Annotated in this window: 22 protein-coding genes and 1 pseudogene; 11 read left to right on the forward strand and 12 right to left on the reverse strand. The window is 53.0% G+C overall.

The window, feature by feature from the left end; all coding sequences use genetic code 11:
• Window positions 1–4: 4 nt before the first annotated feature.
• A complete protein-coding gene (locus tag OTG14_RS18445) occupies window positions 5–553 on the reverse strand; it encodes a flavodoxin family protein (protein ID WP_032645441.1) in 549 nt (182 codons plus the stop codon).
• A 190-nt stretch (window positions 554–743) separates the two neighbouring features.
• Here OTG14_RS18445 and OTG14_RS18450 point away from each other — a divergent pair, with 190 nt between their 5' ends.
• Window positions 744–1,136 (forward strand): winged helix-turn-helix transcriptional regulator, encoded by a 393-nt coding sequence (locus OTG14_RS18450; RefSeq protein WP_073961475.1) that lies wholly within the window; start codon window positions 744–746, stop codon window positions 1,134–1,136.
• A 15-nt stretch (window positions 1,137–1,151) separates the two neighbouring features.
• On the opposite strand, the gene OTG14_RS18455 is transcribed toward OTG14_RS18450, so the two are convergent.
• From OTG14_RS18455 to OTG14_RS18485, 7 genes are all read right to left on the reverse strand, one after another.
• Window positions 1,152–1,844: an aspartate/glutamate racemase gene (locus OTG14_RS18455; RefSeq protein WP_267215634.1), complete on the reverse strand. Its 693-nt coding sequence runs from the start codon at window positions 1,842–1,844 to the stop codon at window positions 1,152–1,154.
• An 89-nt stretch (window positions 1,845–1,933) separates the two neighbouring features.
• The gene (gene wzz(fepE) / locus OTG14_RS18460; protein WP_048990712.1) at window positions 1,934–3,058 is read right to left on the reverse strand and encodes an LPS O-antigen length regulator Wzz(fepE); all 1,125 of its coding nucleotides are present in this window, start codon (window positions 3,056–3,058) and stop codon (window positions 1,934–1,936) included.
• A 215-nt stretch (window positions 3,059–3,273) separates the two neighbouring features.
• Window positions 3,274–4,689, reverse strand: a complete 1,416-nt coding sequence (araE, locus tag OTG14_RS18465) for an arabinose-proton symporter AraE (protein ID WP_267215572.1) — start codon at window positions 4,687–4,689, stop codon at window positions 3,274–3,276.
• A gap of 313 nt (window positions 4,690–5,002) precedes the next feature.
• Window positions 5,003–5,764 carry a 2-dehydro-3-deoxy-D-gluconate 5-dehydrogenase KduD gene (gene kduD, locus OTG14_RS18470; RefSeq protein WP_024909314.1) on the reverse strand — a complete coding sequence of 254 codons (762 nt, stop codon included), beginning with the start codon at window positions 5,762–5,764 and terminating at the stop codon, window positions 5,003–5,005.
• Window positions 5,765–5,827: 63 nt separating this feature from the next.
• Entirely contained in the window at window positions 5,828–6,664 is an 837-nt protein-coding gene (gene kduI, locus OTG14_RS18475) for a 5-dehydro-4-deoxy-D-glucuronate isomerase (protein WP_267215573.1), read from the reverse strand.
• Window positions 6,665–6,899: 235 nt separating this feature from the next.
• The gene (locus tag OTG14_RS18480) at window positions 6,900–8,078 is read right to left on the reverse strand and encodes an acetyl-CoA C-acetyltransferase (RefSeq protein WP_024909316.1); all 1,179 of its coding nucleotides are present in this window, start codon (window positions 8,076–8,078) and stop codon (window positions 6,900–6,902) included.
• Between the two features lie 93 nt (window positions 8,079–8,171).
• A complete protein-coding gene (locus OTG14_RS18485) occupies window positions 8,172–9,038 on the reverse strand; it encodes a LysR family transcriptional regulator (RefSeq protein WP_061714517.1) in 867 nt (288 codons plus the stop codon).
• A 105-nt stretch (window positions 9,039–9,143) separates the two neighbouring features.
• On the opposite strand from OTG14_RS18485, the gene OTG14_RS18490 reads away from it, so the two are divergent.
• Both OTG14_RS18490 and OTG14_RS18495 read left to right on the forward strand, forming a co-directional pair.
• Entirely contained in the window at window positions 9,144–9,605 is a 462-nt protein-coding gene (locus tag OTG14_RS18490) for a multidrug/biocide efflux PACE transporter (RefSeq protein WP_023333288.1), read from the forward strand.
• A 119-nt stretch (window positions 9,606–9,724) separates the two neighbouring features.
• The gene (locus OTG14_RS18495) at window positions 9,725–10,954 is read left to right on the forward strand and encodes an amino acid permease (RefSeq protein ID WP_024909319.1); all 1,230 of its coding nucleotides are present in this window, start codon (window positions 9,725–9,727) and stop codon (window positions 10,952–10,954) included.
• A 37-nt stretch (window positions 10,955–10,991) separates the two neighbouring features.
• Here the strand turns inward: OTG14_RS18495 and OTG14_RS18500 are convergent, their stop codons facing one another.
• Window positions 10,992–11,462, reverse strand: coding sequence for an Lrp/AsnC family transcriptional regulator (locus tag OTG14_RS18500; protein ID WP_024909320.1), 471 nt, complete (start codon window positions 11,460–11,462; stop codon window positions 10,992–10,994).
• 115 nt (window positions 11,463–11,577) lie between these two features.
• Between OTG14_RS18500 and OTG14_RS18505 the strand changes: the two genes are divergently transcribed.
• Window positions 11,578–12,189: a LysE family translocator gene (locus OTG14_RS18505; protein WP_024909321.1), complete on the forward strand. Its 612-nt coding sequence runs from the start codon at window positions 11,578–11,580 to the stop codon at window positions 12,187–12,189.
• Between the two features lie 27 nt (window positions 12,190–12,216).
• Here the strand turns inward: OTG14_RS18505 and OTG14_RS18510 are convergent, their stop codons facing one another.
• Together OTG14_RS18510 and yjdI are read right to left on the reverse strand one after the other, a co-directional pair.
• On the reverse strand, window positions 12,217–12,489 hold the full coding sequence (locus OTG14_RS18510) for a GNAT family N-acetyltransferase (protein ID WP_008499687.1): 273 nt from the start codon (window positions 12,487–12,489) through the stop codon (window positions 12,217–12,219).
• A gap of 10 nt (window positions 12,490–12,499) precedes the next feature.
• Window positions 12,500–12,730, reverse strand: a complete 231-nt coding sequence (gene yjdI, locus OTG14_RS18515; protein ID WP_008499689.1) for a 4Fe-4S mono-cluster protein YjdI — start codon at window positions 12,728–12,730, stop codon at window positions 12,500–12,502.
• Between the two features lie 368 nt (window positions 12,731–13,098).
• Between yjdI and OTG14_RS18520 the strand changes: the two genes are divergently transcribed.
• The 7 genes from OTG14_RS18520 to OTG14_RS18555 all read left to right on the forward strand — a co-directional run bounded on the left by OTG14_RS18520 (window position 13,099) and on the right by OTG14_RS18555 (window position 22,496).
• Entirely contained in the window at window positions 13,099–14,739 is a 1,641-nt protein-coding gene (locus OTG14_RS18520; RefSeq protein WP_267215574.1) for an ATP-binding protein, read from the forward strand.
• Window positions 14,723–15,418, forward strand: coding sequence for a response regulator (locus OTG14_RS18525; RefSeq protein ID WP_267215575.1), 696 nt, complete (start codon window positions 14,723–14,725; stop codon window positions 15,416–15,418). The genes OTG14_RS18520 and OTG14_RS18525 overlap by 17 nt, the downstream gene beginning before the upstream one ends.
• 168 nt (window positions 15,419–15,586) lie before the next feature.
• Window positions 15,587–16,675 (forward strand): ABC transporter substrate-binding protein, encoded by a 1,089-nt coding sequence (locus OTG14_RS18530; RefSeq protein WP_090418548.1) that lies wholly within the window; start codon window positions 15,587–15,589, stop codon window positions 16,673–16,675.
• Window positions 16,676–16,755: 80 nt separating this feature from the next.
• The gene (locus OTG14_RS18535) at window positions 16,756–18,525 is read left to right on the forward strand and encodes an ABC transporter permease (protein WP_023294491.1); all 1,770 of its coding nucleotides are present in this window, start codon (window positions 16,756–16,758) and stop codon (window positions 18,523–18,525) included.
• Window positions 18,518–19,588 (forward strand): ABC transporter ATP-binding protein, encoded by a 1,071-nt coding sequence (locus OTG14_RS18540; protein ID WP_267215576.1) that lies wholly within the window; start codon window positions 18,518–18,520, stop codon window positions 19,586–19,588. The genes OTG14_RS18535 and OTG14_RS18540 overlap by 8 nt, the downstream gene beginning before the upstream one ends.
• Before the next feature lie 652 nt (window positions 19,589–20,240).
• Window positions 20,241–21,590: an AAA family ATPase gene (locus OTG14_RS18550; protein ID WP_248272376.1), complete on the forward strand. Its 1,350-nt coding sequence runs from the start codon at window positions 20,241–20,243 to the stop codon at window positions 21,588–21,590.
• A 3-nt stretch (window positions 21,591–21,593) separates the two neighbouring features.
• Window positions 21,594–22,496, forward strand: a complete 903-nt coding sequence (locus OTG14_RS18555) for a DUF4435 domain-containing protein (protein ID WP_248272377.1) — start codon at window positions 21,594–21,596, stop codon at window positions 22,494–22,496.
• Between the two features lie 219 nt (window positions 22,497–22,715).
• On the opposite strand, the pseudogene OTG14_RS18560 reads toward OTG14_RS18555, so the two are convergent.
• Window positions 22,716–22,916 (reverse strand): annotated as a pseudogene (locus tag OTG14_RS18560) (helix-turn-helix domain-containing protein); the annotation flags it as partial.
• Between the last annotated feature and the right edge of the window lie 7 nt (window positions 22,917–22,923).

The raw sequence follows: 22,923 nt of genomic DNA on the forward strand, positions 1-22,923 counted from the left end.
AAACTCAGTTAAAACGTTTCGCGATGGCCGCAACACGCTCGCCGAATTTCACAGCGGTTTGCAGATCGCCACTGGCAATGGCGCCAGCATCAGCATCTGATGGAGACTGCACCAGCAAACCGACTGAACCGCCCAGATTATTAATGTCCTGACGGGTTGCCGCGAGAGTATTTGACGGCGGCAGCCCCAGGCTCACCCATATCCCACCGTGCTGAGAGGCCAGCGTTTGCAGGTATTGCAACGACACCTGCTTATCACCGTTCAGGCTGGCGCTGTTGCTGAAGCCCGCGAAAACTTTGTCCTGCCAGCTACGCACGAACCAGGCTTTTGAGGTCGCATCAGCGAATTTCTTAAACTGCCACGGTACGCTTCCCATGTAGGTTGGCGCGCCAAAAATAATCGCTCTGGCATCGTTAAGTTTTTGCCAGTCGCTTTCCTGAATATCGCCATTGCTGTCAATGGCGATCAGCTCAGCCTGCGCGCCCTCGGCGACTGTTTCAGCAACGCGTTTGGTGTGGCCGTAGCCAGAATAATAGATAACTACAACGCTCATGATAGATCTCCTGATGCAATATTGCCTTGTGAGTCAAACGATTAAGACGACTTTAAAATTGCTCTGCGAGCCCGTTGCCATTTTCGGTTCCCTGGTATCAAATAGAAACCTTACGTCGTTTTATACACGCAAACATTCACGGGCGTAAGAAGGCACCTTTATCTCACCTGGTTACCTCGAGGGAACCACCATGACCCAAACAGCAGTTCTGAAAAAGGAGATGCCTCCTTACAACGTGTTCGATGAACGCTGCCCGACCCGCGGCGTGCTGGCGCGTATCGCCGATAAGTGGGCACTGTTAATTCTTGCGCGCCTTGAGAATGGGCCGATGCGCTTTAGTCATCTTCAACGTGATATTCAGCGAATCACCAAAAAGGTGCTGACCCAGTCTTTACGCAAACTGGAACGTGATGGGCTGGTGTCGCGAAAGATATTCGCCACGGTACCTGTAACCGTCGAGTACAGCCTGACGCCGCTTGGCCAGACGTTAACCGAAACGGTGACTGTACTTGCGCACTGGGTGGAAAATAATATTGATGCCATTGTGGCGGCGCAATCCGCTTATGACGCCGCCAACACGTAAACCTAAACCGGGTGCTCAGGACAACATAAACGCCACGGCATCGGCGGCATGAATTGCAGTGGTATCAAATACCGGGAGAGGGCTTCGCTCGACGGGTACCAGCAAACCAATCTCAGTGCAGCCGAAGATCACCCCTTCGGCCCCCTGCTGCCTAAGTTTCTCGATAACGCTGACGTAATACGCGCGGGAAGCTTCGCTGAAGGTGCCGAGGCAGAGCTCGTCAAAGATAATCTGATTGATGCGCGCCCGATCTTCTTCATCCGGGATCAGGCTTTCTATCCCAAATTCACTGTGCAAACGTCCACGATAAAAATCCTGTTCCATGGTGTAGCGTGTACCCAAAAGCGCTACGCGGCGCATTCCGGATGCCGCAATCGCACGCCCGGTCGCGTCCGCGATATGCAGAAACGGCAGCGAGCAGCGGTCCTCAATATGCGACGCCACTTTGTGCATGGTATTGGTACACAGCACTATCCCCTCGGCGCCGGCCCGCTCAAGCCCGAGCGCCGCTTGGGCCAGGATCTCTCCGGCTTTATCCCACTCACCGCTCGACTGGCAGGCTTCGATTTCATGGAAATCAACGCTGTGCAGCAGCAGACTTGCGGAGTGCAGACCACCCAGACGCTGCTTTACCCCTTCATTAATCAGGCGGTAATAAGGGATTGTCGATTCCCAGCTCATACCACCTAACAGGCCGATCGTTTTCATCATCCCTCCTTATCTTTGGTCTCTTTTTTTAACACAACCGATGCACATAAAAAAAGCGCCCTATTGAGCGCCTTTTTAAACTGCAGATTTTATTTCGCCACCGGCTCTGGCGGCGAAGTACGGGTGTGCATCGCCTCGCGCAATAACACGCTACCGCAGGCAAACAGGCCCCCAAGAAGCGCCGCCAGAACGACAATCAGAGCCTTGCCCGGGCCATCCTTTTTCACCGGCATGGAGGGTGAAAGCTGGTACCTGAATGGCTCAAGTTTAACATCGGCAAAGGAGAGATTTTTCAGCTGTGCCAGGTAGTATTCCCGGTTCTGAAAGTCCGCATTCAGTTCAGTCACGTCCTTTAGATTTTTTTCAATCTTCAGTTTTTGCGCGATACCGTCAGCACCGAGCGCAACAGAATAATCCGGGTCATCCTTTACGGCCTGCCCGTTGCTGTAGACCGGCTTCTTGATACCGGCGGCATTCGCCACTTCCAGGGAATAATTCAGTCGCTGCAGGTTGGTATTGTGAACATTGGTCAGACGAACACGATCCAGTTCCAGCTGCTGCTCAACAACGTTCGTTTTCAGGGCGATCTGGTTGCGGATATTCTGCACCGTCTCTTTTTCGACGATAGCCACGATATAATTGATATACCCCTCCAAAACGGTTTGCGCATCGCCTGCTGTTGGCGCAGTGAAGCTCAATGTCCAGGAGACAAAAGGCACTTTATCCGCGCCTTTTCCCTGATCGTCATTCACCGCTTTCATTCTGTCTGAGATGTTGACTATCGCGCGATGCAGATCGAGCGGATCCACCTCAACACCTTTAAGCTGCGATATCACATAAGGAGAGGATTTCATGTACTCTTCGAGCAATGACTGCGACTGAAACTTTTTAATAAAGAGATCAAAAATTTCTGGACGGGTAATTTTCACGTCCACGTCAAGCACCTGCAGCGCAACCAGCATCTGGCGCAGCGGATTCCACTGCGACTGCTCTGCCGGGGTGATCACCGCTTTACTGGTCCATTTCTGCGGCAGTAAAAATGAAACAGCCAGCCCCACCAGCGCGAAAGCAAAGACGATGGCGACGATACGTTTTTTCGCCGCCAGAAGGACCTCAAAAAGTCCCAGAAGATCGATCTCTTTTGCACTTACAGCCGGGCCGGCATAACGGGGAAAGTCGAGGTCCGTGCTTTTTTTGAAATCCATTTCTGACATAGTGATTCTTCTTTTTCCGGATGCAACGCATCTCTTAACATTGATGGCGGTGGTCCGATAATACATCAACATAAGAAAAATCCTAATGCCTGTTCCCTCTCTGTGTCTACTCCCTACCAGAGTTAGTGGTGATCTTAGTCACATTTTTATTGTGATTAAGCCACCTTTCCCTTTCCAGTTACGGCACGTATTAAAACCTTCGGATGGGCAAAAAATCACCCGCCGATGTTCCGCAGTTTCTCTCCAGCCATCAGCTTGCGCTCGATGTGTTCCAGCGTCACGCCTTTGGTTTCCGGGATCAGCCAGAACGTGACGCCAATAAATGCCACATTCAGTACCGTATAGAGCCAGAACGTTCCCGCTGCGCCAATCGCGTCCAGCAGCGTCAGGAACGTCGCGCCGATGATCATGTTCGATACCCAGTTGGTTGTCGTGGAACAGGTGATGCCAAAGTCACGGCATTTGAGCGGCTGAATTTCGGAGCACAGGATCCACACCACGGGCGCGGCGCTCATCGCGTAGCCAGCGATGCACATCATGGTCATCCCGACAGAAAGCCAGGAAAGTCCGCTTGACGCCGTGCCGTTATCAAACTGCATCAGGCAGTAACCGAGGATCAGCGTGCCGAGCGCCATCACGCTAAAGCCAATCTTCAGCGCAGGTTTACGGCCGGCTTTGTCCACGGTGAATACGGCAATAAAGGTGGCGAACATGAAGGTCAGCCCGACCACCAGGGTGGCGATCATCTGCTGTTCCGTGGTGGTGAACCCGGCCATTTTAAAAATGCGCGGCGCGTAGTACATGATGATGTTCATGCCGGTGAACTGCTGCATCGCCTGCAGCAACATGCCGAGGAAGACCGCCCGGCGCACGTTGCGGTTGATCTTAAATAGCGCCCAGCCACCCTGCTTCAGCTTCAGGCTTTCGCGGATCTCGTTCAGCTCTTCGCGCGCTTTCTCCGAGGTATCGCGCAGCATGCGCAGGACCTCTTCTGCCTCCACGTGGCGCCCTTTTTGCGCCAGCCAGCGCGGACTGTTTGGCAGGAAAACCACCAGGACGATCAGCACCAGCGCCGGTAAGGCCAGCACCCCCAGCATCGCGCGCCAGTTGCCGCTGTAGCTGAAGTAGGTGTCAGACAAGAACGCCAGCACAATACCCAGCGTGACCATCAGCTGATACATGCTGATCATCTTGCCGCGCACGTTTTCACTCGCCATTTCGGAGAGATAAAGCGGCGCGGTGTAGGAGGCAATCCCCACCGCCACGCCCAGCAGCACGCGGGAAAGCAGCAGCACCTCTACGTTTGTCGCAAACGCGGAGCCGATCGAACCCGCGACGAACAGGATCGCCCCGACCATCAGGCTGTATTTGCGCCCCAGGCGGAACGACAGCCAGCCGTTAAACAGCGCCCCGATGGCCGCGCCGAGCATCATGCTGCTCACCACCCACTCCTGCAGACGGTTACTGAGGGTAAAGTGATCGGTAATAAACGGCAGCGCTCCGGCAATGACGCCGATATCCAGTCCAAATAACAGGCCCGCCACGGCGGCGGCAATAGAGACAAACTGGTTCATGCGCCGGGTATCACGCAGCGCAGCGGGCATTAGGGTAGAGTCATTGATAGATGTCATATTTTTCCTGCCTCAACAGCAAAATTCGTTAACTGAAATTACGAGAAAGCGAGGAAAAGTGTCAGGCGGGAATTCGTGAAGATATGGATTATTTCGCTATGGCATAGCGATCTGTGATGGACATTACAATTTCAACTAATGCTGAAATAGCCACGTTTTTTATTAATTACCTAATATTTAAGCAATAAAAATGTGATACGCGTCATTTGTGAATTCTCAGTATGGATTTTTCATCTTATGTCATATGGATAATGGTAATTTTTAGCCAAAAAAAACCTCCACCCGAGGGCAGAGGTTCGTCATGCAGGTGGAATTAACGCGCCAGCCAGCCGCCATCGACCGCCACGGTGTAGCCGTTGATGTAATCCGATGCCGACGAGGCCAGAAAGACCACCGGCCCCATCAGATCGCGCGGAAGACCCCAGCGCCCCGCCGGAATACGGTCGAGGATTTCCGCGCTACGCTGCTCGTCTGCACGCAGCTGCTGCGTGTTGTTGGTCGCCATGTAGCCCGGCGCAATCGCATTCACATTGATGTTGTGTTTCGCCCACTCGTTTGCCAGAAGGCGGGTCACGCCCATCACGGCGCTTTTGGACGCGGTGTAAGACGGCACGCGGATGCCGCCCTGGAACGAGAGCATGGAGGCAATATTCACGATCTTGCCGCCGTTCCCCTGCGCGATAAAGTGCTTTGCCGCCGCCTGGGACATGAAAAATACGCTCTTGATGTTCAAATCCATCACGTCATCCCAGTCGCGCTCGCTGAAGCTGATCGCATCTTCGCGGCGAATCAGCCCGGCATTGTTGACCAGAATGTCGATATGACCGAATTCCGCCACCGCGCGATCCAGCAGTTCAGGAATGGCATCGATTTTACGCAGGTCGGCGGTCAGGCTCAGGAAACGGCGCCCCAGCGCCGTCACGCGTTCGAGGGTTTCAGTCGGTTCAACGATATTAATTCCGACGATATCGCAGCCCGCTTCCGCCAGGCCTAGCGCCATCCCCTGCCCCAGCCCGGTGTCACAGCCGGAAACCACAGCCACTTTCCCCTGCAGAGAGAATGCATCCAGAATCATGTTTATTCCTTACTCTTTCAGAGCCTGTCACTCACAGGCAGGTTTATGCTTCACTGCCCGCGACTAGCGCAAATCGCCGACCGCAACATGGTCCATATCATCGAAGACCTGATTTTCGCCCACCATTCCCCAGATAAAGGTGTAGGCTTTCGTCCCTACGCCGGAATGAATAGACCAGCTCGGTGAAATCACCGCCTGCTCGTTGTGCATCACGATATGGCGCGTTTCCTGCGGCTGTCCCATCATGTGGAACACGCAGGCGTCTTCCTCCATGTTGAAGTAGAAGTAGACCTCCATTCGGCGCTCGTGGGTATGGCACGGCATGGTGTTCCACAGGTTACCTGGCGCAAGCTCGGTCAATCCCATGCTGAGCTGGCAGGTCTCCAGCACGTCCGGCACGAAGTATTTATTGATGGTGCGGCGGTTGCTGGTGAGGTTGTCGCCCAGCGTCACGGGTGCGACGTCTGCCGGGGTCACTTTTTTGGTTGGACAGGTGGCGTGAGCCGGCGCGCAGTTGTAGTAAAACTTCGCAGGCTTGCTGCCGTCGATGCTGGCAAAGACCACGTCTTTCGCCCCTTTACCCACGTACAGTGCCTCGCGATGGCCAATCTCATAGCACTGTCCGTCTACGGTGATGGTGCCCGGCCCGCCGATGTTGATCACCCCCAGCTCGCGACGCTCGAGGAAATAATTTACGCCCAGCTGTTTACCGACCTCGCCGCCCACGGAGACGGTTTTCGTGACGGGCATAATGCCGCCCACAATAATACGGTCGATATGGCTGTAGACCATGGTGTACCTGTCGGCCTCGAATATCTGCTCGACTAAAAATGCCTTGCGCAACCCCTGAGTATCCAGCGTTTTGGCGTGCGCGCTGTGGATGCTTTCTCTGACGTCCACGGTAACCTCCAGATGTGGTCATGCCCGAAGGCGAAAATAAACGAAACAGCGTTCCGTTTTTCATATTGAACACATACTATCGGCATAAAGCGGGCTTTTCAATTATATTTAAAACAACGTTTCATTTTTATTTTTGTTTATGACGAAAATGATGTTCGGATCACAATTAAACCGTAGGGAGAAAAAGGGCGCGAAAAAAAACCTCCCGGAGGAGGTCATTTTCAATAAGGAGAAGTTAGCGTTCGATGGCCAGCGCCACCCCTTGCCCGCCGCCTATACAGAGCGTGGCAATCCCTTTGCGGGCATTGCGTTTTTTCATTTCGTGGACCAGCGAAACCAGGATCCGGCAGCCGGACGCCCCGATCGGATGGCCCAGCGCGATCGCGCCGCCGTTAACGTTGACCCGAAGGGGATCCCACTCCAGCATTTTTCCGACGGAGATCGCCTGCGCGGCATAGGCTTCGTTCACTTCGATCAGATCCACATCCGAAAGCTGCCACCCGGCACGCTCCAGACAGCGGCGAGTCGCGTAGACCGGTGCGATCCCCATTAACGCAGGATCAACCCCCACGCTGGCGAACGCCTTAATGCGGGCCAGCACGGGAAGATCGAGTTCGAGGGCTTTGCTTTCGCTCATCATCATGACGGCGGCAGCGCCGTCGTTAATGGAAGAGGCATTTCCCGCCGTCACCGATCCCTGCATTTCAAACGCAGGATTCAGCCTCGCCAGCCCTTCAGCACTGGCGTCGGTGCGCGGCTGTTCATCGGTATCCACGACAATAAACTCACCGCTCTGACGCTGCGTGCTGACAGGGACAATTTCGTCGCGAAAACGACCGGAATCAATCGCCGCACGCGCTTTTTGCTGCGAGCTCAGCGCGTAGGCATCCTGCACCTCACGGCTGATGCCGTACTCGCGCGCCAGGTTTTCCGCCGTCACGCCCATATGATAGTCATTGAACGCATCCCACAGCCCGTCATGCACCAGGCTGTCGAGCAGCTGACTGTTGCCCAGCTGTGCGCCGGTACGGCTGTCGGTCAACACGTGCGGCGCGCGGCTCATATTCTCCTGCCCGCCCGCAATGATCACGTCCGCTTCACCACACTGAATGGCCTGCGTCGCGAGATGCAGCGCTTTTAATCCTGAGCCACAGACGTCGTTAATGGTGATGGCGGAGACGGTATTGGGCAGCCCGCCCTTCAGCGCCGCCTGACGCGCAGGGTTTTGCCCGGCACCGGCCGTGAGGACCTGTCCCAGGATCACCTCATCAACTTCATGTGCTGCGATCCCGCTACGTTCCACCAGCGCTTTCACCACCACGCTCCCCAGGTCAACCGCCGAGTGACGCGCAAGCGCTCCCTGAAAACAGCCGATAGCTGTACGCAACGCACCCACTATTACGACATCTTTCATCACGACCTCTGTGTTAAATGACATGACGATAGTAGAGGATTGTTACTGGCAATTATCTTAATTGTTTAAAAATAGTGAGTTTAATCACAAGGATCAGCGCGCATCCTGCAGATACTGCCGCAGCCAGCTTCCGGCTACGCCGGGAGGGGATCGCTTATTCCACAGCAGATCGATGCCGATCGCCCGCGGCCAGCCGGGAACATTGAGCTGTACCAGGGATTTCGCGGCGGCAAACTCATCCACCAGCGCGCACGGCAAGACGCACCAGCCAAATCCCTGAACCGCCATACTCAAGAGTAACAGGTAATTCGGGGCTGACCAGACGGGCCCGCGCGCGATCTCCGCCTCGCGCTCCAGATAGGTGCTCAGCCGCAGCTCTCGCCAGCCGTGCAGCTCGTCACGCTGAACGTCATGTTGTCCGGCCAGCGGATGCGTGGTCGCGACATAGATCGCCATGCGGGTCTGCATCGGCAGCCGGATAGCGCCGATATCCGTAGGATAACCGTCTCGCGCTTCGGTGAGGCCAACCTGCGCTCGCTCTTTTTGCAACAGATCGATCACGTCCTCTTCCTCGCCAATCAGACATTCGAATTCCGTATGGGGAAAGCGCGCGTCAAACTGTTTCATCATCTCTTCCAGCACGTCCGGGTTGAGGGTATCGGAAAGGACAAACGTCAGACGCGCCTCCGTTTGCGCCGTTAACGACACCGCCAGCTCGTCCAGCCGCGTGCTGGCGGCCAGGATAGCCTGCACGTAGCCCAACACCTGTTCTCCCTGGACCGTTAACACCGGCTGGCGCGCCGAGCGGTCAAACAGCTCGAAACCGAGATCGGCTTCAAGATTGGCAATGGACGTGCTGATCGTCGACTGGCTTTTACGCAGCCGGCGGGCGGCCGCAGAAAAAGAGCCCGCCGCAACGGTCTCGACAAATGCGTTAAGGGCTTCGGGTGAATAGCGCATAACCTATCTACTTTAACGATGGATACTATCTTTAATATATCAGCTTTAGCGATGAAAATAGGCCACATCAACGCCCATACCGGCGAATTAATGAGGTCTGTGATTATGCAACATCAGGATGCACTCCAACGTAAACTGCCGGAGCGGATCTTTCATGCTGTCTGTTTTGAAGGGATTGCGACGGCGATCCTCGCCCCTACGGCGGCGTGGCTCATGCAGCGTTCCGTGGTGGAGATGGGTGGGTTGACCATTATTCTGGCCACCACCGCCATGCTGTGGAACATTATTTATAACTTCGGCTTCGACCGTTTCTGGCCGGTTCAGCGCGTCAAACGTACGGCAAAAGTGCGTGCGCTGCATGCGCTGGGGTTTGAATGCGGGTTTATTGTAATTGGCGTGTCGATTGTCGCCGCCGTGCTGGGCGTCACCCTGCTTCAGGCATTCACGCTGGAAATAGGTTTCTTCCTGTTCTTCCTGCCGTACACCATGTTCTACAACTGGGCATACGATTGCCTTCGCGAAAAATTTCTTAAGCGTCGCCAGCAACGGCGCGCCCTGGCAGGCTAAACCGCCTCTGGCCGGACGCCCGTTCCGGCCAAACTCCTTCGAAGCAACTGCGCTCTCCGTGCATAACTATGGTAAATTGCACTCCATTCCGATGGTTTGATAGTTGATACGTTGCTCTAATGTCGAAAATTTGGTCAAAAGATGAGACTCTCTGGAGTTTCGCTCTCTACGGCACGGCCGTGGGCGCAGGAACGCTGTTTTTGCCCATTCAGCTGGGCTCAGCAGGCGCTATCGTCCTGTTTATTACTGCCCTCGTGGCCTACCCCTTAACCTACTGGCCGCACCGGGCGCTGGCGCAATTTATCCTGTCGTCCAAAACAAAAGGCAACGAAGGGATCACCGGCGCCGTGTCGCACTACTACGGCAGGAAAATTGGCAATCTGATCACCACGCTCTATTTCATCGCCTTCTTTGTGGTGGTGCAGATTTATGCGGTGGCCATCACCAACTCGCTCACGGAACAGCTGGCGAAACACCTGACGGTTGATACCGCCGTTCGCGTACTGGTCAGCCTGGGGGTGGTGCTGGTCCTGAATCTGATCTTCCTGATGGGACGGCATATCACGATAAAAGTGATGGGCTTCCTGGTGTTTCCGCTGATTGCCTACTTCCTGTTTGTCTCGCTCTATCTGATCGGCAGCTGGCAACCTTCGCTGCTGACCAGCCAGATGGCCGTCGATCGCCATACGCTGCACCAGGTCTGGATTTCGATTCCGGTGATGGTGTTTGCGTTCAGCCATACCCCGATTATCTCCACATTTGCCGTTGATCGTCGCGAGAAATTTGCCGACGGCGCAATGGATAAATGCAAGAAAATCATGAAGGTGGCGTACCTGATTATCTGCCTGAGCGTGCTGTTCTTTGTCTTCAGCTGCCTGCTCTCTATTCCACCGTCGTACATTGTGACCGCCAAAGAGCAAGGGGTGACGATCCTGTCCGCGCTGTCGATGATGCCTTCTTCACCGGCGTGGCTGGGTATTTCCGGGATTATCGTGGCGATTATTGCGATGTCGAAATCGTTCCTCGGCACCTATTTTGGGGTGATTGAAGGGGCAACGGAGATCGTGAAGTCGTCGCTCAATCAGGTGGGCGTAAAAAAGAGCCGCGCCTTTAACCGCGCGATATCCATTATGGGGGTGTCGTTAATCACCTTTGCCGTCTGCTGCATTAACCCGAACGCCATTTCGATGATTTACGCCATCAGCGGCCCGCTTATCGCCATGATCCTGTTTATCATGCCGACGCTGTCGACGTATCTGATCCCCTCCCTGAAACAGTACCGTTCCATTGGCAACCTGCTGACGCTGATCGTCGGGGTGCTGTGCGTGTCGGTGATGTTTGTCGGCTAATCTCCTTTGATGCCCGGCGCTCTGCCGGGCATGTCATTTAGTCTCGTCCCGTGACGTCCAGCGGAAAAGGTCTGTCCTGCACCACCGTTTTCATCACCAGCGTAGAGCGAAGATGCTGCACGCCAGGCATGGCGGAAAGCTTCTCGTCATAGAGCTTCTGGAAAGCGGAGAGGTCGCGGGTCACGACGTGCATCAGATAATCGGGATCGCCAAACAGACGCTGCGCCAGCACGATCTGCGGAATTTCCTCCACCGCCGCTTCAAACGCGCTAACCGCCTTTCGGTCCCCCTCTTTCAGCGTCGCAAAGACGATCGCCAGGAAGTTAAACCCCATTTTAGCCGGATCCAGGCTGGCACGGTATCCCGTTATGGCCCCGCTTTGCTCCAGCGCCCGCACGCGACGATGGCACGGCGAGAGGCTCAGATTCACTCTTTCAGCCAGCTCGGTAAGGGATAAGCGGCCATCTGACTGTAGCTCAGCAAGAATTTTTCGATCGATGCTATCCATGTAGAAGATTTTCTCAATTTCACCGTGTTATGAGCATAACATTGAAAGCCTATTTCGCAGGGTTAACGATATTCTTTTTCGCAACGTTTGACGCACTGCGGGAGTTTTCAGGACGATGGAAATGAGTATTGTGGCCGGCTTTTGGGTAGTTTCTTTTCTGCTTATCATGACCCCGGGGGCCGACTGGGCCTACGCCATTAGCGCCGGGATCAACGGCCGCCGCGTGGTACCGGCGGTTATGGGGCTGATGTCCGGGCATCTGCTAGCCACGTTGATTGTGGTGGCAGGCGTGGGGGTACTGATTGCTCAACATCCGCTGGCGTTAGCCGGGCTGACCGTGGCGGGAGCGCTGTATCTCCTGTGGCTTGGCATAACGTTGCTGCGTCACCCGGCCGCACCGGAAAAGACCACCCAACACGCGGGAAACTGGACGCAGTGGGCGGTGAAAGGGCTCTGCATTAGCGGCCTAAACCCGAAGGTTTTTTTGCTGTTCCTGGCCCTGCTTCCGCAGTTTACAGACCCGACCGGAAGCTGGTCGATAGCGATGCAGATGTCTGCGCTTGGGATCATGCACCTTATCACCTGTACGCTGGTCTATCTGCTGGTGGGGTATGGTTCGAAAGCGGTGCTGGCGACCCGACCACAGGCGGCGCGTCTGGTGAGCAGGACATCGGGAGGGTTGATGGTGCTGATAGCGCTGGTATTGCTGTATGAGCAGGTGAGATAAAAAAACACCGGCCATCGCCGGTGTTATTTACGCCCGAATATCGTCATATTCCCGCGTTTTATCAAACTCATGCTTCGCGAACGGGCACAGCGGAATAATTTTGCGGTTCTCACCGCGCATCTTCTCCACCACTTTTGCCACCAACTGTTTACCGACCCCCTGCCCTTTCAGGCTCTCATCCACATCGGTATGCTCAATGATGCTCAGGTGCTCGCCGGTCGGCACGAAGACAATCTCCGCGACCTGATTACCGTTCGCATCATTCACGTAAAACTTGTTATGGCCTTCCAGAATATCCATGGTTCCTCGCTTATTTTTGGCGATACTTCAGCGCACCGCTCGGGCAGGTATCAATCACGCGGACAACCGTTTCAACGTCCACTTCATCGGGAATAATCCACGGTTTACGTTTCAGATTAAACAGCTTTGCGCTGCCACGCACGCAGTTACCTGAGTGTTTGCAGATCCCGGTATTGAAGTAAACGTCAATTTTCTCGCCGGTATAGGCCCGGTAACCCGCATCCAGTAGTTCTTTATCCATGACATTGCCTCTGTAATTATTATCGTGCTGAATGAAGCATAGCCTTACGGGATCCTGATGGCTATATACCCGTCATACTTCAAGCTGCAGGTGCGTTGGCTGCACTCACTCACCCCAGTCACGTACTTATGTACGCTCCCGGGGATTCGTTCCCTTGCCGCGTTACTCGGCCTGTGGCCTCGCCCCTTCGGGGCCAGCGCAAGCGCTGTTCAAAACGGCAAGCCGTTTTGTCCTGCAACTCGAATTATTTAGGGTATAACGCCGAAAACGAAAAGCCAGGTCACAACTCTTTTCTCGCCAGATTGCGTCCGCTATTTGCCCATGTCAGGCTCGGCAAATGTCACTTTTACATAACTTCCGCAGGTTGAATGAAACGCAGACTCTCTTTTCAGGTAAAGCTGTTTTTAGCGCTGGTGTGCTTCTCCTGCCTGCTGTTAGTTCTGCTGGGAACAATCCTATTTCATTTTATTGACCGGCAGCTCCATCACGATCTCGGCCAGCGCGCCCGAGTTCAGGCCAGCCAGATCGCGCTGATGCCGGGTCTGGCGGCAATGGTTGCGGCCAGAGATATCCCCGGTATCGCCCGGTTAATTCAGCCGCTGCGCGCCGAAAGCGATGCCAGCTACATTGTGATTGGCGATACCGAGGAACAGCACCTCTATCATTCGGAATCCCCGGAGCGGATTAATTTACCGATGATCGGCGGGGACAATGCGGAGGTGTTAAAGGGTAAAACCATTATTTCCGTGCGTCAGGGTGGGATTGGCGTGTCGCTACGCAGCAAAGCCCCCATCTTCAATGCGCAGCATCAGGTGATTGGCATTGTCTCGGTCGGCTATCTGACATCCTATATTGCCAACATAAATGCCCGCATTCTCTGGCAGTCCGGGCTGTACGGCGCGGGTCTTCTTCTGCTGCTGTTTATGTTCTCCTGGCTGTTTACCCGCAATCTCAAAAAACAGATGTTCCGACTGGAGCCGAAAGATATCGCTCAGCTGGTTTTGCAGCAGCGCGCGCTATTAGAAGCCATGTATGAGGGGGTATTTGCCGTCAATGAAGAGAAGCAGCTGATTTTGATTAACCGCGCCGCACGAGAAATGCTGGATATTCGGCAAAGTGAGAAAGAACTTATCGGCAAACCGCTGGAAGACGTTCTGCAGACGTCACCGGGCTTTTTATCTCAGCGCTACGCCTCGGTGAGCAGCGGCCGCCACGACCAGATTGCCGTTCTTAACCAGCGCGAGGTGATCGTCAACCGCGTGGCGATTGAGGTTGAACCTGGCGTTGAAAGCGGCTGGGTCTACAGCTTCCGAGACAAAAATGACATCAACACCCTCAGCAGCCAGCTCAGCCAGATCAAGCGCTATGCGGATAACCTGCGCATTATGCGCCACGAGCAGCTGAACTGGACCGCCACGCTGGTGGGATTACTGCAGATGAAACACTATGACGAGGCGATCCGTTACATCCAGGTACAGTCCGAAGGCGCGCAACGCGTGCTGGATTTTGTCTCCGCCCGCTTTTCCTCTCCCGCGCTGTGTGGTCTGCTGTTAGGAAAATACGTCAGCGCGCGCGAGAAAGGGATCGAGCTGCTGTTTGACCCCGCCTGCCAGCTCACCCGTATGCCCGCCACGCTCAACGAAACGGAGCTGATGTCGGTTATTGGTAATCTGCTGGATAACGCGGTGGACGCAACCCTTAAGGCACCGGTCCCCGCGCCGGTGGAGCTCTACATTTCTGACCGTAACCAGGAGCTGCTGATCGAGGTGGCTGACCGGGGCTGCGGGGTGGAGGATGCGATGAAGCCGCATATCTTCCGCCAGGGGTTCAGCAGCAAACCGGAACGTGAAAACGACATTGTGGGCACCGAGCACGGTATTGGCCTGTTTCTGGTGGCAGGATATATCGACAAGGCCGGCGGCAGTATTGAGATTGCCGACAACACGCCACAAGGGACTATTTTTTCTGTGTTTATTCCGAATGGGCAAAAGCATGACCCGAGCACTTGATGTTGTGATCGTTGAAGATGAGCCGCACCTGGCGGAGCTGCATCGCGAGTATATCGAGCAGAATTTTCATTTGCGCGTGGTGGGTATCGCCGCGTCGATTGAGCAGGCATGCAGCCTGATTCGTCAGCATCAGCCGCGGCTTATCCTGCTGGACAACTATCTTCCGGACGGTAAAGGCGTGGAGCTCATCGATAACCCGCTCCTGAAAAGCTACGAATGCTCGGTGATCTTCATCACCGCCGCCAGCGATATGCAAACCTGCAGCCACGCCATGCGCAGCGGCGCGTTTGACTACCTCATCAAGCCCGTCTTTTTCCAGCGCCTGCACGCCTCGCTGGAGCGGTTTATGCGCTTCATCCATACCGTGCAGCAGGTGAAGGTGGTCGACCAGCATGCGCTGGATCGCCTGTTTCATCTGCCTGCCGCGGAGTCCTCAGCTACGCCGTCCACGAAGGGTATTGAGCCCCAGACGCTGGAACGCATTAAACGCCTGTTCGCCGAACATCCCGACAATGCGATGTCGGTTGAGGAGGTGGTGGAAAACGTGGGGATCAGCAAAACCACGGGGCGTCGCTATCTTGAATACTGCGTGGAGAGCGGGTTAATCAACGTCGAAATGCTGTATGGCAATATTGGTCATCCACGCCGGTTATACCGCAAAGCCCCCGATAAACCGTAATCCAGAACCCTTCGTAAGCTAACGTTCGCGGATTTTATGGTGTTAATTGCTGAAACGACGGCGACAATCACACTTCGGAATCATTACCCGCTTCCCCCTATTGTGGGTGGAGCCCGATACGCTATGTTGACAATTAGTTCCTCAAATGTAACTAAAAGGTTAACTATAATGTCGAACACGTTCCGAATTTCTCTGCTTACCGCTACCGTACTGTTCTCTGCTTCTGCACTCTCTGCCCTGCCGCAGGGGTATCCTGCTGAGTATCAAAAAGTTGTTGATGCCGCCACGAAAGAGGGCAAGGTTGTCATCTATTCCACCACCGACATCAAAGCTGCCGGACCGCTGATCCAGGGCTTCGAAAAAACCTACCCGGGCATTAAAGTCGAATACAACGACATGAACAGCACCGAGCTGTACAACCGTTTCATCAGCGAACAGGCTTCCGGCGGCGTGAGCGGTGACGTGGTCTGGAGCTCCTCGATGGACACCGGCCTGAAGCTCGCCACCGACTACGCCATGGAGTATAAATCACCGGAGCAAAGCCAGCTGCCGAAATGGGCGGTCTGGAAAGATAAGGCCTACGGCACCACCTATGAGCCAGTGGTCTTCATCTACAACAAGCGTCTGATCCCGGCCGGTGACGTGCCGGATTCTCACGCCGCGCTGGCGAAGCTTATCGCCAGCCAGACGGACAAATTCAAGAACAAAGTCACCACCTATGACATCGAAAAATCGGGTCTGGGCTTTATGCTCTCAGTGCAGGATCACAACGCCGATCCAAACTACTTTAAGACCCTGGCCGACGTCGCCAAAGGGGGCCTGTCGGTGCAGTCGTCTACCGGCACCATGATGGAGCGCGTCTCCTCCGGTGAAAACCTGATTGGCTTCAATATCCTCGGTTCCTATGCGGAAGCACGTGCGAAGAACGATCCGTCGCTCGGCATCTCCTATCCAAAAGATTACACCCTGGTGCTGTCGCGCGTGTCGTTCATCAGCCAGCAGGCGCAAAACGGCAATGCCGCGAAGCTGTGGCTGGACTACGTGCTGTCTGAACAAGGGCAAAACATTCTGGCCAATCAGGCGGACATTCCCTCCATTCGTAACGATATCGAAGGCAAGAATGATATCGACGGCCTGACAAAAATCCTCGGCAACGCGCTGAAGCCGATCCCGGTTGATGAAACGCTGCTGGAATACCTGCAGCCGAAAAAACGCCTCGAGTACATCAAAGAGTGGCGTACCGCCGCCGGTAAATAAGCATCTGGGCGCGGTGCTGGTCGCCGCGCTTCCTTATCGACTGAGTTCGTTTTTCTGGGCTGCAATACCAGGGATACTCCATGAATACATTACGCAGAAAGTGGCAAAGCCTGCCGCGAGGCATCGTCGTGCTGATAACCGCCCTGGTTATCTACACGCCGCTGTCATTTATCGTGATACAGAGCTTCCTGTCCGCGCCGTTCTTTTCGCCGTCAAAAGAGTGGAGCTTTGAATCATTTGATTTTATTTTCACCGACCCTGATTTTTATAAGGCCCTGAAAAGCGGCTTTATTCTGGCTTTCGGGCTGGTCTTTATCTCTATCCCGCTGGGCGGCGTGCTGGCGTTTCTGATGGTGCGTACCGACCTGCCCGGCCGCCGGTTGATTGAGCCGCTGATCCTGGTCCCGATTTTCGTTTCACCGATGGTGCTGGGCTTCGGCTACGTGGTGGCCGCCGGTCCGGTGGGCTTTCTCTCCCAGTGGGCAGAGGCGCTGATTGGCTTTGTGCCGTGGAACATCTACGACATGTCGAGCATTGTGGTCATCGCTGGCCTGACGCACGTCCCGCACGCCTATCTGTATATCTCGTCAGCGCTGCGCAGCGTGGGCTCCGACGTGGAAGAAGCCGCGCGCACCGCGGGCGCGTCGCCCTGGCAGGTGATGACCTCCGTCAGCCTGCCGATGGTGCGCCCGTCCATTCTGTACGCCACCGTGCTGCTGTTCTTCCTGGGGCTGGAAGTGTTCGGCCTGATGCTGGTCCTCGGCGACCCGGAAGGCAACATGGTGCTGGCGACCTATCTCTATAAGCTGACGAACAAGATGGGTACCCCGTCTTATAACCTGATGGCGGCGGTTGCCGTGGTGCTGATCTGCATCACCATCCCGCTGGTGATGCTCCAGCGTCGCCTGATGCGCACCGCCAACCGCTTCGTCACCATGAAGGGCAAGGCCTCGCAGGCCCGCGCGCTGCCGCTGGGTAAATGGCGCTGGGTAGCTGGCGCGGTGATTGCCTTCTGGCTCACTGTCACCATCGGCGTTCCGCTGCTCGGGGTGGTATTGCGCGCGTTTATCTCGAACTGGGGCGTGGGCGTTTCGCTGTGGGACGAGCTTTCTCTGAACACCTTCCGCACCATCTGGGCGCAGCCCAACCTGCTGCGCGCCATCGTCAACTCCATGGCGATTGGGGTGATTGGCGGCGCGCTGGCCGTGGTGTGCTACCTGTTTGTCGGCATTGCCATGCACCGCAAGCCGGATAACACAACGCGTTTCCTGGACTACAGCGTGCTGGTGCCGCGCGCCGTGCCTGGCCTGCTGGCGGGTCTGGCGTTCCTGTGGGTGTTCCTGTTCCTGCCGATGTGGCTCGATAACTCGCTGAAATCCGGCTGGCTTTCCGGGTTCGCCTGGACCGACTGGATGCGTGAAAACGTCATCGTCTGGCTGCGTTCGCTGCGCAGCACCATTTTCAGCGTCTGGCTGGCCTATACCGTGGTGTGGATGGCTTACGGGCTGAGGCTTATCTCTTCCACGCTGCTGCAGGTGGGGCCTGAGCTTGAAGAAGCGGCGCGCAGCACCGGGGCGACGCGCGGGCAGATCACCCGCCACGTCACCATTCCGCTCTCCCGCTACGGTCTTATCGGTTCGTGGCTGCTGATGTTCCTGATCTTTGAGCGCGAATACTCAACGGGTGTGTACCTGCTTTCACCCGGCACGGAGACCATCGGCTCGATGCTGGTTTCCCTCTGGGCCGCGGGTGCCATCGATATCGTGGCGGCGCTCTCTTTCATTAACATCCTGCTGGTCGTGGTAGGTCTGGGCATTGCCCTTCGTTTCGGAGTGAAAATACATGATTGAATTAGCGGTTGACGATCTGCACTTAACCTACGGCGACAATCCTGTTTTAAAAGGTGTCTCCATGAACCTGAAGCGCGGCGAAGTGGTCTCCCTGTTAGGCCCCTCCGGCAGCGGTAAAACCACCCTGCTCCGCGCCGTCGCGGGTCTGGAAAAACCGACCCAGGGGTCGATTGTGATTGGCAACAATAAAGTTTACGACGGCACGCCGCGCAGCGAGGTCCCGGCGGAAGAGCGTAACCTGGGGCTGGTGTTCCAGTCCTATGCCCTGTGGCCACACAAAACCGTGTTTGAGAACGTGGCCTATCCGCTCAAGCTGCGCAAAGTGCCGGCCAAAGAGATCCAGCAGCGCGTGCAGGACGTGCTGGACCAGCTGGGCCTGGGCCATCTTGGCAAACGTCACCCGCACCAGCTCTCCGGTGGACAGCAGCAGCGCGTGGCGATTGGCCGCGCGCTGGTGTACAACCCGCCGGTGATTTTGCTGGACGAGCCGCTTTCCAACCTCGATGCCAAGCTGCGCGAAGAGGCCCGCGTGTTCCTGCGCGAGCTGATTATCAAGCTCGGGCTGTCCGCGTTGATGGTGACGCACGACCAGAACGAAGCGATGTCCATTTCCGACCGTATCCTGCTGCTCAATAACGGCAAAATTGAGCAACAGGGCACGCCGCAGGAGATGTACGGCTCGCCGAAAACTCTGTTTACCGCCGAGTTTATGGGCAGCAACAACCGCCTGCACGGCAAGGTCACCGAAGTGCGCGACGGCAGAGCGCGTATCGAAGGCAAAGGCTGGGTGCTGTGGGGCCAGGCCGGTGAAGGGGTGCAGAGCGGTAATGACGCCACGGCGGTGATCCGCGTCGAGCGCGTCGCGGTGGTCGAGGGACCAGGGGAAAATCAGCTTGAGCTGCCGCTGCTCACCAGCATGTATCTCGGCGACCGCTGGGAGTACCTGTTCCGCACGGTGGGGGATGATTTTGTGATCCGCGCGTATGGGCATGAGGTTCGGGATCCGCAGCACTGCCATCTTTCGCTGCCGGAGAAGCATGTTTGGGTGTTCCCGAAAAGGTGAGTGTGAGGGGAAAAGGCTGCGGGATGCGGCCTTTTTTGCGTTGACAGAGTGAGAGCATGCAATCTACCTCTCAAATGTTACTTTTCCGTTGTCAACAACGTCTGCACTTGCCTGGTTTACTGAGATTGCGGAATGCCTGGGCTGCCGCAGATAGTGGCAGTGGCACGGCCAGTGTCGCACAGGTGTTCCATGCGCCCATTACGTGATAACGCCGCAAGCTGCCCCAGCTGCAGGACTCAGGGAAGCGGCCCCGCGCATGCCGGCGACAATGCCAAGGAACGAGGCCCTGGTCAGCCAACTGCGGGCAAAGTTGAGGGAAAGCAGGTAGGACCGGGCAGGATTAACCGGGTCTTTACCTCCGGGCAGCATCGGCATGAAATTCTCATTGGGCAGAATGACAGCCAGCGACAGGTTAAGCGCAGGATCATCATCGGGTATCAGGACATTCAGGGCCCGTCCGGGGCGGAAGTCCTCCGGCGCGCTGCGTGAAAAATCGAGGTGAATGATTCCGAAAAGCGTACCGCAGAGTGTCTACTTTTCAAAGGTACATTTTAATAATGTATAAAATCCATGTTAATCCGTTTAGAAAATTTCAAAAATATTCGATCATTAAATTTCTTTTAGAATGAAATGAGAATTTGTATTATGCTATATGACTAAAGCTATTTCTTTAAAAACTCAAAGGGAAGATATGATCAGATTAGAGCGGATTTACATAAAAGGTTTTAAACATCCAAATTCAACTTTGAACTTGATATTTTCACCTAGCAATATATCTGTTATTTATGGCGACAATGGTTCGGGTAAAACAACTCTTTTAAAAATACTACATGCAATATTTGAAAAAGATGAAGCCGTATTAAAGGTTAATGAAGTTGTAACCGTTGACATGTATTATTCTGAAAACGAACATTACGGCAAAGTTACGATTAAGAAAAAATATGAATCCATCAAGCGTGAGCTTATTGGTACTGAAGAAATTGAACAATATGATTGGTCGAGTTATGACAAATCTCCTTTGTCTAATATATCTTCATTATTACTAGGGGTAGAGCGTGGAGTCATTACTCAGGCTACAAGAATTGATCCTAGACTTGTTTTTGATTTTTTCCGAACGAGGAAGCTTTTTTTAAACAAAGAAAGAGAAATGTTTAGCATAGCTAATGAGATGGCTACTTACCTAAAGGCTCACTCAGGCAGATATACAGCAAGAGCAGAGCCTCATAGGTTTGAATTTTTCAAAAAAAACCTTAATCTTCAATCAGTTAAGATGGAGAACATTGAAAGCCTAATTGCTGAAAAATACAGGCAGGCTCGTATAACAGCAACAAAAAGGATACAGAGTGCCTTATTTGATACCCTTTCACTTGCTATAAGTTTGAATGAAACTGAAAACAACAATGGCCCAGTACAACATGTTCGCATACCAAACGATTTTGGGCGTTTACTTCTAGAGAATAAAGACAGAATTAAAGAAGCACTAGATGATGGTGAGGAAAATAAATTTAAGAATACGGTAGTTGAAATTTTATCAAGTGAAAATCTTGAAAGCGAAGTGGAAAAATACAAGCAACACCCAATTTTGAGTCAATTGTTTATAAATATGATCAATGAGCTTAAATTAGAAAAACAGATGTTAAGTTCCATTAATTTACTTATAGATACGTTTAACAGTTTCCTCATAAATGGTAAAGAACTAATAGTAAATGAAAACCAAGTTGTTGTTAAAGCTGGTTCAGTAACTCATGGCATTAATTTATTGTCAAGTGGTGAAAGACATATACTAACATTTTTATCAATAATACTATTTGAAGGTAGGGAACGCGATTTTTTAATTATAGATGAACCTGAAATATCACTAAACATTAAATGGCAAAGAGAGCTTATGCCGCTACTTTCTGAACTTTTGCCAACAACACAAATAATAGTCGCATCACACAGCCCATCTCTTGCAAATAAAAACCCACATTTCCTTAGAGAACTTGAATTGAAATTAGGCTAAGATATGAAATACGAAATTGGAGAGATTCTCAACCAGGCAATAATGACTGGAACAATTAGCCTAGTAGTAGAAGGTATTGATGATATCAAAATTTACGAGGCAATATCTAATGAAGTAGAAAAAAATGTCATCGTATTTCCTATTGGATGTATTGAAGGATACTCACCGGGTTGTGGTCACGTTATTCCAGCAATGGATGCAATCCGTGAGTTACCAGAAGGTGATAAAGAACACAAAAAATACATACTTGGGATTATTGATAAGGACGTGAAAGACTTCAGGGGAGAAATACCTATAAATCCGTTAATTTTAACCTTGAGATATTATTCATTAGAATCACACTTCATTAACAAAGAAGTAGTAAAAGAATCTCTTTCTTTAAATACAAAGACGCCACTATCACTATTAACAGATGAATTTATTTCGTTGATTTTTAATGATATTTTAACTGATAGCGAAAATTTGTACCTAATGTCTTTAGAGGCATTGAAATGTTCAATTGATAATGCTTATGACTCTTGTTTCCAGTATAGTTTTTCAGAAGGAAGGATTTTCTCAAGTGATGACCAAAGAAAAATACTTGATAAAAGAGATGCTTTGATATCTTTCTCTGAGTCATTGGGCTTAACTGCAACAATAGAAAATTTAAAAATAATAACCAAAGGAAAATGGCTTATCCATTATTTTAGTCATAAACTGGCCAACACGTGCGCGACAATGCATACTAATTGTGGAGTTCCACCACAATCGCATTGTGTAGTTTGTGAGAGTGGAGCTGATAATAAAAGCTGTCTTTATAGAGCAAAGGATGGTGTGACACCAAAATCATTCAAAAATTCATTATTTGGAAACTTAAAAAGCCCAGACATCCAATACATTAAAGATAGAATTAGTGCTATGGCATAATCATAATTAAGTTACAGTGAGGCGTGGTGATTTAGTAAACTGAATTACCTTGCTTCATTTAGGTATAAATTTCACAGGTTTGCTTAGATTAGACAACCATCTAATACTAATGGTTGTCATAACATTTTCGTAAGTGAATTTTGTTAGATAATTTCCAAACTAGAAATTTTTTATTACTCACTATCATATGCAGTGCACGTTCTGCGAGGCCCGGCATCAGTTCTGGCCGCGACGACTGTTAACCAGCGAAAGCGGTCCATATTCGCGGTAACGCTCAGGCAAACGGCGGCAATGTCTGTCAGATATCTCAAGCCGGGTTGCTGCAAGACGTGTTGTAAGACGGCTGTCGATAACGTCCTGAAGGATCCTGAGTCGGTTGACATCGTTCATTGAGAAAAACTCCGTTCCGTATGCCGTCACGAGACTC

Source organism: Enterobacter pseudoroggenkampii, assembly GCF_026420145.1.
In the GTDB taxonomy this organism is placed as follows: domain Bacteria; phylum Pseudomonadota; class Gammaproteobacteria; order Enterobacterales; family Enterobacteriaceae; genus Enterobacter; species Enterobacter pseudoroggenkampii.

Bases quoted from the DNA above. Each gene is read 5' to 3' on its own strand.
- OTG14_RS18535 (WP_023294491.1), top strand. From the start codon at position 16,756: ATGAATACATTACGCAGAAAGTGGCAAAGCCTGCCGCGAGGCATCGTC.
- yjdI (WP_008499689.1), bottom strand. From the start codon at position 12,730: ATGGATAAAGAACTACTGGATGCGGGTTACCGGGCCTATACCGGCGAG.
- OTG14_RS18485 (WP_061714517.1), bottom strand. From the start codon at position 9,038: ATGCGCTATTCACCCGAAGCCCTTAACGCATTTGTCGAGACCGTTGCG.
- OTG14_RS18495 (WP_024909319.1), top strand. From the start codon at position 9,725: ATGTCGAAAATTTGGTCAAAAGATGAGACTCTCTGGAGTTTCGCTCTC.
- OTG14_RS18550 (WP_248272376.1), top strand. From the start codon at position 20,241: ATGACTAAAGCTATTTCTTTAAAAACTCAAAGGGAAGATATGATCAGA.
- araE (WP_267215572.1), bottom strand. From the start codon at position 4,689: ATGACATCTATCAATGACTCTACCCTAATGCCCGCTGCGCTGCGTGAT.
- OTG14_RS18480 (WP_024909316.1), bottom strand. From the start codon at position 8,078: ATGAAAGATGTCGTAATAGTGGGTGCGTTGCGTACAGCTATCGGCTGT.
- OTG14_RS18530 (WP_090418548.1), top strand. From the start codon at position 15,587: ATGTCGAACACGTTCCGAATTTCTCTGCTTACCGCTACCGTACTGTTC.
- OTG14_RS18540 (WP_267215576.1), top strand. From the start codon at position 18,518: ATGATTGAATTAGCGGTTGACGATCTGCACTTAACCTACGGCGACAAT.
- OTG14_RS18555 (WP_248272377.1), top strand. From the start codon at position 21,594: ATGAAATACGAAATTGGAGAGATTCTCAACCAGGCAATAATGACTGGA.
- OTG14_RS18450 (WP_073961475.1), top strand. From the start codon at position 744: ATGACCCAAACAGCAGTTCTGAAAAAGGAGATGCCTCCTTACAACGTG.
- OTG14_RS18490 (WP_023333288.1), top strand. From the start codon at position 9,144: ATGCAACATCAGGATGCACTCCAACGTAAACTGCCGGAGCGGATCTTT.
- OTG14_RS18505 (WP_024909321.1), top strand. From the start codon at position 11,578: ATGGAAATGAGTATTGTGGCCGGCTTTTGGGTAGTTTCTTTTCTGCTT.
- OTG14_RS18525 (WP_267215575.1), top strand. From the start codon at position 14,723: ATGACCCGAGCACTTGATGTTGTGATCGTTGAAGATGAGCCGCACCTG.
- OTG14_RS18445 (WP_032645441.1), bottom strand. From the start codon at position 553: ATGAGCGTTGTAGTTATCTATTATTCTGGCTACGGCCACACCAAACGC.
- OTG14_RS18455 (WP_267215634.1), bottom strand. From the start codon at position 1,844: ATGAAAACGATCGGCCTGTTAGGTGGTATGAGCTGGGAATCGACAATC.
- kduD (WP_024909314.1), bottom strand. From the start codon at position 5,764: ATGATTCTGGATGCATTCTCTCTGCAGGGGAAAGTGGCTGTGGTTTCC.
- OTG14_RS18520 (WP_267215574.1), top strand. From the start codon at position 13,099: ATGAAACGCAGACTCTCTTTTCAGGTAAAGCTGTTTTTAGCGCTGGTG.
- OTG14_RS18500 (WP_024909320.1), bottom strand. From the start codon at position 11,462: ATGGATAGCATCGATCGAAAAATTCTTGCTGAGCTACAGTCAGATGGC.
- OTG14_RS18510 (WP_008499687.1), bottom strand. From the start codon at position 12,489: ATGGATATTCTGGAAGGCCATAACAAGTTTTACGTGAATGATGCGAAC.